This is a genomic window from Streptomyces sp. A012304 (assembly GCF_026008495.1).
GTDB lineage: Bacteria > Actinomycetota > Actinomycetes > Streptomycetales > Streptomycetaceae > Streptomyces.
This window is the reverse complement of record NZ_BQUN01000187.1, coordinates 1-13,937: the sequence shown is the minus strand read 5'-3', so window position 1 is coordinate 13,937 and position 13,937 is coordinate 1. Positions and strand designations below refer to the sequence as shown.

Annotated in this window: 12 protein-coding genes and 1 pseudogene; 9 read left to right on the top strand and 4 right to left on the bottom strand. The window is 67.2% G+C overall.

Annotated features, from left to right (window positions below):
• Positions 1-93: 93 nt before the first annotated feature.
• The 9 genes from ALMP_RS37830 (at position 94) to ALMP_RS44580 (ending at position 10,865) form a co-directional block, all read left to right on the top strand.
• Complete coding sequence (locus ALMP_RS37830) at positions 94-1,893, top strand: RICIN domain-containing protein (RefSeq protein WP_264936508.1); 1,800 nt, start codon at positions 94-96, stop codon at positions 1,891-1,893.
• 12 nt (positions 1,894-1,905) lie between these two features.
• Positions 1,906-3,195 carry a LacI family DNA-binding transcriptional regulator gene (locus ALMP_RS37825; RefSeq protein ID WP_309299595.1) on the top strand — a complete coding sequence of 430 codons (1,290 nt, stop codon included), beginning with the start codon at positions 1,906-1,908 and terminating at the stop codon, positions 3,193-3,195.
• A gap of 543 nt (positions 3,196-3,738) precedes the next feature.
• A complete protein-coding gene (locus ALMP_RS37820; RefSeq protein ID WP_264936507.1) occupies positions 3,739-5,052 on the top strand; it encodes an ABC transporter substrate-binding protein in 1,314 nt (437 codons plus the stop codon).
• 70 nt (positions 5,053-5,122) lie between these two features.
• Complete coding sequence (locus ALMP_RS37815; RefSeq protein ID WP_264936506.1) at positions 5,123-7,183, top strand: beta-galactosidase; 2,061 nt, start codon at positions 5,123-5,125, stop codon at positions 7,181-7,183.
• A 31-nt stretch (positions 7,184-7,214) separates the two neighbouring features.
• Positions 7,215-8,126, top strand: coding sequence for a carbohydrate ABC transporter permease (locus ALMP_RS37810; protein WP_264936505.1), 912 nt, complete (start codon positions 7,215-7,217; stop codon positions 8,124-8,126).
• Position 8,127: 1 nt separating this feature from the next.
• Positions 8,128-9,030 (top strand): carbohydrate ABC transporter permease, encoded by a 903-nt coding sequence (locus tag ALMP_RS37805; protein ID WP_264936504.1) that lies wholly within the window; start codon positions 8,128-8,130, stop codon positions 9,028-9,030.
• 217 nt (positions 9,031-9,247) lie between these two features.
• Entirely contained in the window at positions 9,248-9,544 is a 297-nt protein-coding gene (locus ALMP_RS44585) for a CHAT domain-containing protein (RefSeq protein ID WP_375803601.1), read from the top strand.
• Positions 9,545-10,058: 514 nt separating this feature from the next.
• Positions 10,059-10,286 carry a helix-turn-helix domain-containing protein gene (locus ALMP_RS37800; RefSeq protein WP_264936525.1) on the top strand — a complete coding sequence of 76 codons (228 nt, stop codon included), beginning with the start codon at positions 10,059-10,061 and terminating at the stop codon, positions 10,284-10,286.
• A gap of 90 nt (positions 10,287-10,376) precedes the next feature.
• Complete coding sequence (locus ALMP_RS44580) at positions 10,377-10,865, top strand: AAA family ATPase (RefSeq protein WP_375803600.1); 489 nt, start codon at positions 10,377-10,379, stop codon at positions 10,863-10,865.
• Here ALMP_RS44580 and ALMP_RS37795 read toward each other — a convergent pair.
• The 4 genes and pseudogenes from ALMP_RS37795 to ALMP_RS37780 all read right to left on the bottom strand — a co-directional run.
• On the bottom strand, positions 10,747-11,154 hold the full coding sequence (locus tag ALMP_RS37795) for a hypothetical protein (RefSeq protein WP_264936503.1): 408 nt from the start codon (positions 11,152-11,154) through the stop codon (positions 10,747-10,749). The genes ALMP_RS44580 and ALMP_RS37795 overlap by 119 nt on opposite strands.
• A 491-nt stretch (positions 11,155-11,645) precedes the next feature.
• The gene (locus ALMP_RS37790) at positions 11,646-12,503 is read right to left on the bottom strand and encodes an SGNH/GDSL hydrolase family protein (protein WP_264936502.1); all 858 of its coding nucleotides are present in this window, start codon (positions 12,501-12,503) and stop codon (positions 11,646-11,648) included.
• 34 nt (positions 12,504-12,537) lie between these two features.
• Positions 12,538-13,608, bottom strand: coding sequence for a rhamnogalacturonan acetylesterase (locus ALMP_RS37785; protein ID WP_264936501.1), 1,071 nt, complete (start codon positions 13,606-13,608; stop codon positions 12,538-12,540).
• Positions 13,609-13,677: 69 nt separating this feature from the next.
• Positions 13,678-13,937, bottom strand: a pseudogene (locus ALMP_RS37780) (arabinogalactan endo-1,4-beta-galactosidase); the annotation flags it as partial.

Below are 13,937 nucleotides of genomic sequence, written 5' to 3'. Positions count from 1 at the left end.
CTTTCCCGTGCGGCCCTCGGGCCGAGCCGCGGCCGGGCCCCCTCCTCCCCGCCGGGCACCGGTCGGTATCACCAAAAGATCAAGGGAGATCACGTGTATACGGTCATGCGCAGAACGGGCCGTCGGCCCCGAAGATGGGCCGGCTCCCTGGCCGCCGGCATCCTGCTCCTCTCGGCCTTCCTCACAGCTCCGGCCGCCTCGGCCGCCGAAACCCCGGGCGCGACGTTGATCAACGAGACGTTCGACGCTCAGACGACCCCCGCGAACTTCGGGTTTCCGGCCGGTGCCGCCATCAGCAACGGCGTACTGAACATCACGACAGGCATGGCGAACTACACGACCTCCGTGCGGCCGTTTGCGTCGTCCGTCACGCAGGAGAAGACGCTCGATCTGCGCTTCGACTGGAAGACGGGCATCTCCAGCACCGCGATGAAGACCGGTCTGGAGCTGCGCGACAACGCCGGACACCTCGTCTTCGGGCTGGCCGCGACCTCGGCGGAGCTCCGCTACGCCGTGACCGGACCCGACTCGGACTCCTCCTCCGCCCCGGACGCGCTCAATCCCACCTGGACCCGGATCAGTTTCGACCGCACCAAGTGGTACACGGTCGATCTGCACATGGACTTCACCCTCCGTAAGGTGCAGTACACGATCACCAGCAAGGAGGCCGCGCCGATCGTGCTGGCTTCCGCCACGGGGAGCATCACGGGGACGAACCTGGCGAAGTTCGTGGCCTGCAACTACTACGGAACCGGCGTGCAGTCGATCGACAGCTTCCGGCTGACCCGCCCCGCGAACCCCGCCTACGGAAACCTCTCCGGCTCGTCCGTCTACGCCTTCGGCGACAGCATCGTCTGGGGACACAAGTACTCCCGCAGCTTCATGAACTTCCTCGCCGAACGTGAGGGCATGACGCTGACGAAGTCGGCGGTGAACGGTGCGACCGTGGGTCCGACCAGCAACCAGATCCTCACCCAAGTGAAGAACGCCAGCGCACAGGCACCCGACTTCGTCGTCTTCGACGGCGGTACGAACGACGCCGCCCAGATTTCCGACCTCCACACCTACACGGTCGGCACCGTCAGCGCCTCCCAGGACCCCGCCACGTTCGACACCGGCACGTACGCCGGAGCGCTCGAGACCACCATCCGCACGATGCGGCAGAAGTGGCCGACCGCCCAGCTCGTGTACGTGGCCGCGCACAAGATGGGCTCGCGGGACTGGGACACCCAGCTCGCCCTGCGTCAGGTGTACCTGCAGGCCGCCCAGAAGTGGGGCGTCACGGTGGCCGACGTCTTCGCGGACACGACCCTCGACACACGCGTCGACGCGCAGCGGGTGGCGTACACCTTCGACGACCTCGTCAACACCTTCCCGGGAAGTGGCGGAACCGGTACGCACCCGAACATCGCCGGCATCACCGACTTCTACGTGCCGGTCCTCACCTCGACACTGTCCCAACTCGCCGACTCGACAACGCTCAAGGCGCGGCACTCGGGCAAGTGCGCCGACGTGGTCGGCTCTTCCACCACCGCCGGGGCCGAGGTCCAGCAGTGGAGCTGCTCGGGCAGTGGCAACCAGCAGTGGCAGCTGCACACCGTCGGTGGCGGCTACTACCAGATCCTCAACGGTCACTCCGGCCTGTGCCTGGACGTGTCCGGCTCCTCCACGGCGGACAAGGCACCGATCGTCCAGCAGACCTGTGACGGCCGCACCAGCCAGCAGTGGCAGCTGCGCGCCACCGGCACCGGCTACTTCGAGATCGTCGCCCGTCACTCCGGGAAGTGCCTCGACGTGGACTCGGCCTTCACGACGGACGGGGCCCGGCTGCTGCAGTACACCTGCTGGAACGACGAGTTGCACACGAACCAGCACTGGACTGTGCAGGTCTGACATGAGGAACGCGTGCCGTCCGGTGACGGCGGACTCGGCGACCAGCCGTACAGCCCGGGTACGGGCCGTGCGGCTGGTCGAGTCGGGCGATCCGTGCCACAGCCGTACTCGCCCAGCGGAGGTGGGGAGCGTCGGCGAGACGACCCAGAGCTCAGAAAGAGGCTGCCGCAGCTTGCCCGGCAGTACAGTACCGACGGGCATGCGGGGCGAAGAGAGGCGGCGGGGCAGACTGTGGACGCAGACCAGAGGCCGGAGCGATCGGAGCCGGACGTGAAGCGGTCGAAGCCTGTGAACAAGAAGCGGCCCACCATCCTTGACGTCGCGGCGCACGCGGGCGTGTCCCATCAGACCGTCTCCCGCTTTTTGCGGGGCAACGGAGGGATGAAGCCGCAGACGGTGGCCCGCATCGAGCAGGCCGTGGCCGAGCTGGACTACCGGCCGAACCTGGTCGCGCGGTCGATGCGTACCCGCAAGTCGAACCGCATCACCGTGGTCCTGCCGACCATGACGACCTTCGTGCCCTCGAAGATCCTGCGCGGAGCGTCCGCGGAGGCGCAGGCGGCCGGTTACATGCTGGACATCGTCGGGCTGGAAGGCGACGAACGAGTCCGGGGGGACCGTGTCCGTGCCCTGCTCGACTCCGGTCAGGCCGATGGAGTGCTGACCTTCACCCCCATCGGCGATGTCCACATGCTGGGGCTCGAACACACGCCCACCGTGGTCATAGGCGAGTACGACGACCAGATGCGGTCCCACGGCATCACCGCCGACGGTGAGCCGGCCGCCAAGATCATCGACTACCTCGCCTCCATAGGTCATCGGCGCTTCGTCCATGTCGCCGGCAGCACGGACTGGATGTCGGCACGCAAGCGACGCGAGGTCTACCTGCGGACCATCGCCGAGCGGGGCCTGGAGAACTACGCCGTCATCGACGGCGACTGGTCCGTGCGCTCCGGATACGACGCGGCCCAGAGCCTGTCGGCGGATTCCGGGGTCACCGCCGTTCTCGCCGCGAACGACGACGTCGCCATGGGTGTCATCCGCGGTTTCCAGGACCGTGGCTGGCGGGTCCCGGAGGACGTGAGCGTCTTCGGCTGGGACAACCAGGAGTTCACCGCGTACTTCAACCCGTCCATCTCCACCGTGGACCTCGACCGCGAAGCCATGGGCCGGCAGGCCATGAAGGCCTTGCTCGCTCGCATCCGCCAGGAGGCGGAGCCGGAGCTCCACCTGGAACTCGACTCCCGCCTTGTGCTGCGTGAATCGAGCGGACCGGCGAGGACCGGCCGCGCCATCCCGTAGAACGGCCGGCCCACCACACACTCGAACCACCGACGTTCGCCGAACGGGCACCCCTGTGTCCCGTACTGGCCGGTCACGCGGTCGCCGCGGCATGTCCGCGCGGCCCGTCCCCCTGCCGTACCGGGCCGGAACCGGTGAACTGCCACTGAGTGCCCAAGCGTTACATACAGAGCCTTGACCGAGATGTGGTCCGTTACTACGCTCGCCGCAGTGAACGTTCACTATCGCTGACGTCACTCGGATCTCAACTCGGTGCGGTGCTCGCGGTCAACCGGCGCAGCAACTCGGAACTCCGAGAACAAGGTTCAAGCGCACGTTCACAACAACCCATGTCAGAGCCGCCGCAGTCCGCCCGAGAGTTCGACGAGTCGGGGCGGGCGACCCTCCACACGGACCGCAGGTAACTTTCGCGGACCGGAGAACAGCCGAGTTGAGCCCCGCCGCCGCGCGGCGAGACGGACGGCGTCGGAAGTCGGCTTCCTGACACGACGGACCCCCAGCCCGGGCGCACCGCCCAGGTATGGCAGCAGAGGAGCCCTCAACATGAACCACTCTTCCCGCCTGACCAGACGGACGCTCCGTGCGGTCGGGCTGACCTGTTCGGTCTTCGCCCTGACCCTGTCCACGGGCTGTGCCGGAGACTCCTCCGGGAGCGACGGCGGCAAGACCGTCATCCGGTTCAACTGGTGGGGATCGGACTCCCGGCACGAGATGACCAAGCAGATGATCGCGGTGTTCGAGAAGGAGCACCCGAACATCGACGTCCAGCCCGAGTACTCCAACTGGGACGACTACTGGAAGAAGCTGTCGACCGGTGCCGCAGCCGGTGACATGCCCGACGTCCTGCAGATCACCGACCCGTACATGTACTCCTACATCGACAACGGGCAGCTGATGGACCTGAAGAAGGTCAAGGACGTGCTGCACACGGACAAGCTGCCCGCGAACTCGATGGCGATGACGACCGTGAAGGGCGGCCTCTACGGCGTTCCGGCCGGCGACAGCGGCTTCGGCATCGTCGCGGATCCGGTGGCGTTCAAGCAGGCCGGCGTGCCTCTCCCGGACGACACCAAGTGGTCGTGGGACGACTATGTGAAGACCTCCGCGGCCATCTCCAAGGGCAAGAAGGGCCTGGTCGGCACTGCGATGCCGCTCTACACCAACGACCTGGGCACCTGGCTGCGGCAGCACGGCGAGGACTACTGGACCAAGGACGGCAGCAAGATCGGTTTCTCCGAGGAGACGGTGGCGGCCTACTGGGAATGGGTCGTCAAGCTGCGTGACAGCGGTGGCACGACCAGCCCGGACGCCGCGATCGAGCAGTTGTCGTCGGGAGCCGGTGTCGAGCAGGGCCTGGTCGCCCAGCACAAGGCTGCCATGAGCGACCTGTCCGTCACCCAGCTCGGTGCGATCGAGGGCGCCGGCGGACGCGAGACCAAGCTGCTCCTCTTCCCCGGCGAGGACGGAGCCACCCAGGTCGGCGCCTACACCAAGCCCGGCATCTTCTACGGCGCCTCCGCGCGGACCGAACACCCCAAGGAGGCCGCGCAGCTGCTCGACTTCCTGGTCAACTCGCCCGAGGCGGCCAAGATCCAGAAGTTCGACCGCGGCGTTCCCGTCAACCCCGACGTGCTCAAGGCGATCACACCCGAGCTGTCCCCAGTGGAGAAGCGGATCGCCGACTACCTGCAGCGCGTCAACGCCCTGAAGCCGACCGCGGTCCACATCCCCAACGCGAAGGCCGGTCCCGCTGTCCCCGACATCTTCCAGCGCCTCAACGAGGACGTGCTGTTCAACCGTCTGTCGCCGAAGGAGGCAGCCAAGAAGTTCATCTCCGAAATCAAGTCCCAGCTCTGAGCAGCCACTTGTAGTAGCCCTTCCGGAAGGAATCCCCGCCGTGTCCGATCCGCGCACGAACGATCCGCGCATGCACACCTTTCGCCGTCGACTGCCCGGAGTCGTCTACGGCGGGGACTACAACCCGGAGCAATGGCCGAGGGAGGTGTGGCAGGAGGACGTCCGGCTCATGCGAGCCGCAGGCGTGCGGCTCGTGAGCCTGGGCATCTTCTCCTGGGCCATGCTGGAGCCGGCCGACGGCCGGTTCGACTTCTCCTGGCTCGACGAGATCATGGACCTGCTGTGGGCGAACGGCATCCACGTCAACCTCGCGACGCCGAACGCCGCGCCGCCACCGTGGCTCGCCACGGACTTCCCCGAAACACTGTCGGTCGACCGGCAGGGAGTGCGGCACGGCATCGGGAGCCGGGGGCACTTCTGCCCGTCCTCCCCGGTCTACCGGGACCGCAGCCGGCGCATCGCCACCGAGCTGGCCGAGCGGTACGGGAAGCACCCTGGTCTGGCCATGTGGCACATCGGCAACGAGTACCACTCCGACTGCTTCTGCGACCGGTGCGACGACCGCTTCCGCGCGTGGCTGCGGCAGCGGTACGGCACGCTGGATGAGCTCAATCGCCGGTGGGGCACGGCATTCTGGAGCCAGCGCTACAGCGACTGGTCCCAGGTGCACCTGCCCCAGCCCGTGCGCGGCTGGGTCAACCCGTCCCGCGAACTGGACTTCTCTCGCTTCACCTCCGACCTCCTGCTGGAACTCGTCACCCAGGAGCGCGACCTGCTCCACGGGATCACGCCGGACGTGCCGGCCACCACCAACTTTTTCGGGTGCCGGCTGACCGACAGTCACCGGTGGGCGAAGGAGCTCGACGTCGTCGCCTTCGACTGCTACCCCGACCCGGGCAAGCCCCACTCGATGGCCGTCGCCGCCTTCCAGTACGACCTGATGCGTTCCCTCGGCGGCGGCCGGCCCTGGATGCTGATGGAACAGGCCGCCGGCGCGGTGAGCCAGTGGAAGACCAACCAGGTCAAGCAGCCGGGCCGGATGCGCCTGGGCTCCTACCAGGCCGTCGCACATGGCTCCGACGCGGTGATGTTCTTCCAGTGGCGGGCCTCACGCCAGGGGCAGGAGAAGTTCCACTCGGCGATGCTCCCGCACGGTGGCGAGAAGACCCGGACGTGGCAGGAGGTCAAGGCGCTCGGCAACGAGCTGCGCGCCATCGACGAGGTCGCCACGGCACGCACCGGCGCGCAGGTCGCGATCGTGTGGGACTGGCAGAACTGGTGGGCCGTGGAAGGCTGCGCCCACCCCGACAACACCTTCGACTACCGGGACACCGTCGCCCGGCACTACCGGGCCCTGTGGCACAGCCAGGTCGCCGTCGACGTCGTCACCCTCGACGACGACCTGTCGCCCTACCGCGTCCTGGTCATCCCCAACCAGTACCTGATGTCCCGCCACCACAGCGCGGCGGTACGGAAGTTCGTGGAGGACGGCGGCCAGCTCGTCGTCTCGTACTTCTCCGGGATCGTCGACGAGGACGACCGGATCGTCGAAGGCGGATACCCGGGGGCCCTGCGCGAGATCATCGGAGCGCATGTCCAGGAGTTCTCCCCGATGCCCGCCGAGGCCACGGTGCCGGTCCAGGCCGCAGCCGACCAGACCGCGCTGAACGGTTTCCTCGCGTCCGCCTCCGTCTGGCAGGACGACCTCGAAACGGAGACCGCCCGACCGCTCGCCGTCTACCGCAAGGGCCATCTCACCGGCAAGGCCGCGGTGACCGAGCACGAACTCGGCCAGGGCCGTGCCGTGTACATCGGCACACGTCTGGACGACGACGCCCTCGAGGCCCTGGTACGGCACGTCCTGGACCAGGCCGGGGTGCGACCGGTGCACGCCGCACCGCGGGGTGTCGAGGTCACCGAGCGACGAACGGAGACCAGCACGTACCTGTTCCTGCTGAACCACCGGCAGGACAAGGTGACCGTCACCCTTGACCGCTCCGGCACCGACCTGATCACCGGACACCGCCTTCAGGCCGGGGAGACGCTCGTCCTCGACGCGGCGGACGTCGCCGTCGTGCGCAGTTCACCGGCCACGTCACTTCCCTCCGAGCCGCCGTCGGGCGGCTCCTGAATTCCGCACCCGCTCCAAGAACCCGAGGACGATGACTGTGCTTCGCAGACCCCTGAGCCGGGCGGCCAGAAAAGAAGAACGGACCGCATGGGTCTTCCTGCTGCCGTGGTTCGTCGGCATGGCCGGCGTCACGCTCGGTCCGATGATCGCCTCGCTGTACTTCTCGATGACGGACTACAACCTGCTGAGCTCTCCCGAGTGGGTGGGCTTCGAGAACTACAGCAAGATGCTCGACGACCCCCGGTTGCGACAATCCCTGAGCGTGACCTTCGTCTACGTCGCCCTCAGCGTGCCGCTGCTGCTGGCGGTCGCCCTCGCCCTGGCGATGGTCCTCAACCGGGGCATCAAGGGGCTGGCGTTCTACCGGTCCGTCTACTACCTGCCGTCGCTCCTGGGCGCCTCGGTCGCGGTGGGCATCCTGTGGCGACAGGTCTTCGGCACCGACGGCTTGGTGAACAAGTTCCTCGGGCTGTTCGGCATCCACGGGCCAGGCTGGATCTCCAACCCGGACACCGCGCTGTACAGCCTCGTCGTCCTGCACGTGTGGACCTTCGGCTCCTCCATGGTGATCTTCCTGGCCGGTCTGCGGCAGATACCCGAGCAGTACTACGAAGCCGCCGCCCTCGACGGCGCGGGCCGCTGGCACCAGTTCCGGCACGTCACCTTGCCGCTGCTCACCCCGATCATCTTCTTCAACCTCGTCCTGCAGATCATCAGCTCGTTCCAGTCCTTCACCCAGGCGTTCGTCGTCAGCGGCGGAACGGGTGGTCCCTCGGACTCGACCCTCTTCTATTCGCTGTACCTGTACGACGAGGGCTTCGGCCGACTCCACATGGGCTACGCCTCGGCCATGGCATGGCTGCTCGTGGTCATCGTCGGCGTCCTGACCGCGATCAACTTCTACTTCAGCAAGAGATGGGTGTTCTACGGTGACGGTAAGTGAGATGACACTCCTGAAGGCCGAAGACACCCCTTCGCCCGCGCCCGCTCCTTCTCCAGCCGCGCAACGCCGCCGGCGGGTGGCCCGCATACGGGCGATCCTCAAGCACGTCGTGCTGATCGCCTTCGGGCTCGTGATGGTCTACCCGCTGCTGTGGATGATCGCCAGCTCGGTCAAACCCGACGCCCTGATCTTCCGTGAGCCTTCCCTGCTGCCCACGGACACCGACTTCGGCCACTACTCCGACGGCTGGAGCGCGCTGTCGCACCCGTTCGGGCTGTACCTGCTGAACTCGGCGATCGTCGTGCTCGGGGCGCTGCTCGGCAACCTGGTCAGCTGCTCCATGGCGGCCTACGCCTTCGCACGGCTGAAGTTCCGCGGGCGGGCGTTCTTCTTCGGCATGATGATGCTGACCCTGATGGTGCCGGTCTACGTACTGATCATTCCGCAGTACGTGATGTTCTCGAAGATCGGGTGGGTCAACACGTTCCTTCCGCTGATCGTTCCCAAGTTCCTGGCCACGGATGCCTTCTTCATCTTCCTGATGGTCCAGTTCTTCCGGGGTCTGCCCACCGAGCTGGACGAGGCGGCCAAGATCGACGGAGCCGGGTACTGGCGCATCTACTTCCGCATCCTGCTGCCGATCTCGTTGCCCGCGCTGGCCACCACCGCGATCTTCACCTTCATCTGGACGTGGAACGACTTCCTCAGCCAGTTGATCTACCTGACCAAGCCGGAGCTGCAGACGGCGCCCGTGGCCCTGCGCAACTACGTGGACGCCACCAGCGGAGCCTCCTGGGGATCGCTGTTCGCGATGTCCGTCGTCACGCTGATCCCGGTCTTCGTCGTCTTCCTCGTCGGCCAGCGCTACCTCGTCAAGGGAATCGCCACCACGGGAATGAAGTAGCCCTCGGACCGGAGTGCTCGGTGAATGGCTTCGCCACGGCCGACGGGCGTCATGCGGGAACGTCCGGCGCCACCCTCGCGCTGGTCCCAGTTCCTCCGGCGCGAGGGTCCGGTCCAGCCCGTTCGGATCGTCCACGAGCTTGTGATGGGCTTGGGACAGACCGAGCTTGACGGAGAGGCGGTCCGGGAACAGGAGGCGACCCCGGACAGCGCTCTGCATGATGCCCATGGCCAGGATCGTCCACCTTGCGGCACACGGCCTCACCCATCCGAATCGCTGGGCTGCCGGACTCGCTCTGCACGGCGGTTCACTGGGGACGGCCATGCTCACTTCCAGCGGGGTCCTCGCGGACGGGGCCTTCTCCGGTGTCGACCTGGTCGTCCTGAACGCTTGCAGGACGGGCACGCACGAAGGCACCGGTCGTATTGTGCAGACCTTGCGCAGCGCCGGGTCCGCGTTTCTTGCCCGCGGCGCAAGAGCGGCTTGCTTCTCCTTTTCATCATCTCGGTTGTGAAGTATTTAACATGCAGGCTGCCCGGATTACTGTCGCGCGACGTCTGCCTTTCGGTCTCCGTGAGTACCTTGTCCAGGCAGTCGCGGGCTTCCTGCCAGGTGGCAAAGGCCAGCCGTTTCTCTTTTCCTGAGGAGTCGGTGTACCGGGCCTGCCAGCGATGGCCTCGGCCGTGATCCGCAGACGGGTGGAGAGGCTGCTGTGGCGTGCCGCATCGGCACGGTGCGTCACCGCGCTCTGGTTTTGGATATCGCTTGGGCCAGCGGTCGAACGGCTCGATTGGTTTGCTCATATGCCCTGCCCACGAAACTGAGCTGCGTGCTGTACCTGTCGCCGACCCTTTCGTACTGGCTTGGCGACGTGCGCGACGGCGCTGTTGCTGCCCGCCGGGGCGATGCTGTCCGCTACAACCAGTAGTTATGCACAGCTGTTCATGGTGCACGCAAAGGTGTGACGGTCGAGTCGCCGTGTGCCAGCACGTGAACCGTCACCGGAACCGCGACTCCTGTCCCTGGGTATGCAAATCCGTCGCCTCAGAGAGGAGCGGGGATACAGCCTGGAAGAACTCGCAGAGGGCAGCGGGCTGAGCTTCCGCGGCCTCATCTATATCGAGCACGGAAAGCGCAGCCCCAGTGTTCTTACACTCTTGGATATCGCTGCGGGGCTCGATGTGGAACCGGGAGAGCTCGTCAATCACATCACCCGGGAAGAATCCGGTAAGTCTGCCCCTGAGGGTTCGAGGTGACAATCCGAGGATCGTGATTTCGGCAGGCGTGCTGGGGTCGCGGCCTGTACACGCTGTCTGGCGGTTCCTCCTGAGGCCTGCGCGTGTGGTGTGCAGGAAGCCGCCGAGGCGCCCAGTCCTTTGTCGTACTGCCGTGCGTGGCGGCCGGTTGTGGTGCCGACTGTGGGCGCTTCCCTTCGGTCCCTCTTCCGGCCGCGCCAGGTCTCGGGGGCGTCGTTGTGCCTGGCTTGTCTGTACGCGGAGAACTTCCGGATTTTCGGTTCGATGCCGAGGAAGGACGGCGACACAGACGCCAGCTTGTGTCTGGAGTTCGGTCCCGCCACGAATGTCCTCGTCGGCGAGAACGACAGCGGCAAGACGGCCATCATCGATGCAATCCGGCTCTGCCTACTGACTTGCGGGACGCGGAGGCGGAGCTGCGCTCGGGCCGGGGATCGAGGCTGTCGCAGATCCTCGCCGGCTACCCGGCCATGCGCGCCCAGGGCGAGGACGACTTCGACGAGGAGAGTGACAGCGCCAGCACCCTGGTCGGAATCCTGCGCCGCGCGGAACACCACATCAGCGACAACGATGCGGTGAAGGCGGCCCGGAACGACATCAACACCGCTACCTGCAGAAGTTCTCCATCGGCTCGGACGTCCTGCGCGGCGAGATCGGAGTCGGTGGCGACGCCACCCTGGCCCGCGCTCTGGAGCGGCTGGAGCTCACTCTGTTCGCGGGCACGGGGGAGTGGACCCGGCACGGCCTGGGCTACAACAACGCCCTGTTCATGGCGGCCGAACTGCTCCTGCTCGGAAACAGCTCTTTCGCGCCCCTGCCGCTGATCGAGGAACCCGAAGCGCACCGCCAGGCATTCGAACTGGCCCACCGGATCGGCAGGGACGGCCTGTCGGCCGGCGCCCTGGAGGGCTCCCCGACTTGTACGGAGTGATCACCAGCGGCCGCCAGCCGGTCGGTATCGGCTCGGCGTGGTGGGGCCTCGCTTCCCCGGAGCCGGCCGCGTCGAAGACCGAGGACACGTGGCGGGCGGCCGACCAGCCGGCGGCCCCGGCAACGTACCGGCGGTCCCGGGGCATGAACCTGGCGCCCAGCCGGCTCGGCCGGACGCTCCAGACGTGGCGGATGCTGGGGCTGATCACCGCGAGCTCCTGGGACTTCCGCAGGCTGATGCGGGGATTGCCTCGCCGGTCGTACCCGAGCCCCGGCCCCGCCTTCGTCGCACGCCGCGGCCCGGTCGGAGCCAAGCCGCTTCCGCACGCCACCGTCAGACAGGTACGACTGCGACCTCGGTCCGCGGCACCGCCGTCATTGAGGCCACCCGCGAACCGACCGGCCCCGGTTCGCGCCCACCGCCGCGTGCTACCTGAGATACGCGGCGAGCGGGAGGTTCTGGCGGCGCACGTCACCGGCGACGAGCCCTGCGATCCGCTGGGCGCCGTAGGTGTCGAAGTGGGTGTGGTCGTTGCAGAAGAAGGTGCCCAGGGGACCGCTCCCTCCGTAGTCGCCGTTGTTCGGGCAGAAGCGCAGACTGTTGTAGAGCGAGACACTGAGCGTCTGCAGGTCGATGACCGGCGCCCTGGTGGCGGATCCGGCCGCGAAGGTCTCGCCCACGAAGCCGCGGTTCTTGGTCGCTGTGCCACCGGAGCAGGTGATGGCGGCCACCGGGGTGAGCAGCACCGGGTGCGCGCCCCGGGCCAGGGCGGCCTGCGCCATCATGGTCATCAGCTGTTGGTACCTGGCCGGGCCGACGTGCCGGGGGCAGGCCGAGGAGGAGTCGTTGATGCCGAACTGGATGAACAGGTAGTCACCTGCCTTCATTCCGGTGCTCGAGTTCAGCATCGCCTGCCAGCGGGACGAGTACGAGGTGGACGTGAGGCGGCACTCACCGTCCGAGCCCTTGGTGCCGCTCACGTTCCCCTCGTACAGCCAGGTCTGGATGCTCCGGCCTCCCACGGCCTGGTTCTTGACGGTCACGTCACTGTTGAACAGGGCGTCGAACTGGCTGCCCCAGCCGACCGGACAACGGCCGGAGCTCGGGTTGGCCATGGTGGAGTCGCCGGCCAGCCACACGGTGACCGGGGCCGCGGCCGGGGCCTGGGCCTGGGAGGCGCTGGTGCAGTTCGTGGCGACGCGGTCCGCCGCGGATGCGGCGCTGACACCGACGCTCGACAAGGCGATCAGGAGCGCGGTCGTGATGAGAATCCGTAAGTTCCTCAATGGGTCCCTCCTTGGGACTGGCGCCGGGCGTCGGTCAGCGCAGGTACGCGGCCAGGGGCAGGCGCTGCTCGCGGATGCTCTGGAGCACCAGCCCGCCCATCTGGCTCGCGCCGTACTGCGAGAAGTGGGTGTTGTCCGTGACACCGTCGACGGAGGAGCGCAGGAAGAGCTGCGCGGAGGCGGAGGGGCCGAGGGATTCGACGAGCGCCTTGCTCTTGGCGGTCAGATCGATCACCGGAACCCTCTGGGCCGTTCCGACCGAGCGCATCTCGGCGGGCAGGTTCACGCCGACGCCGTTGACGTGCAGGGCCGTTGACGTGAGCCGGCTGCCGTCGAACAGCCGGCGGACCGGCGGGGTCACCAGGACCGGGACGCCGCCCTTCGCACGGATCTGCGTGATCATGGAGGTGAGGTTGCTCCGGAAGGCCGACGCGCTGGTCTGCTTGTCGTTGTGCCCGAACTGGATGAATACCGCGTCGTTTGCCTTGACCTTCGACAACAGCGTCGGGAAGAGCGCCGAGTTGCTCAGGAAGCTGGCCGAACTCTCACCGGAGTCCGCGTAGTTGGCGACGGACGCTCCGGGGCCGACCGCCGGCGTGATCATCTGGCCCCATCCCGTGTACGGGGCCACGGGCTGGTCGCACACGGTCGAGTCACCGGCCAGGTAGGCGACCAGCGGCTGGGCCGCAGGCTTCACGGAGACGGCCGACACCTGCGGGTTGGTCCCCGCGAACCGGATGTCCAGCCCGGGGTTTCCGGTGCCGCCCTGACCGGTCGGCTGCCCTTCCGGCTGCCGCACGTTGACCGTGAACGAGTACGTGGCGGTTGCACCGGCCGCCGTCTTCGTCGCCGGAAGCATCAGGCGCCGGGCCTCCACCCACATGTCGGTCTCGGCGGCAGTGGCACCACCGATGGAGACCGTCACGTCGTAGCTGCCGGGTGAGACCGCGTAGTGACACTTGATCGGCGCAGTGCCGGAACAACCGGCCGGCAGCGCCCGCGTGGCGGCATCGGCATGCGCCGCACCGGTGCCGACCAGCGTTGCAAGAGTCAGCAGGCCCACCACTCCCAGCCTGGCCCCGTGCCCTTCGAGACATGATGTCATGCCCATTACAATCACCAATCCCCATACCTGAACGGAGAGTTGCCCGGGTTGCGGTCCATGGCCCGTCGCTCAGGCCTGGGTGAAGCCGTCCATGATGGCGGTGGGCCGCTTGGTCGCGGAGTCCCAGGCGCCCATGTTGTAGCCGGTGAACGGGGACATGCACTCCGGCTCCCAGTAGAAGACGCCCTGCCCCCCGTTCGCCTTGAGGGCCTTGATGTAGGCGACCAGCGAGGCCTGGGTGGCGGAGACCCGGTCCACGCGGCCACCGAACTCGCTCTGCAGGAACGGTTTGCCGTAGGCGTCGGAGATCTTCTTCATGTTCGCCACGA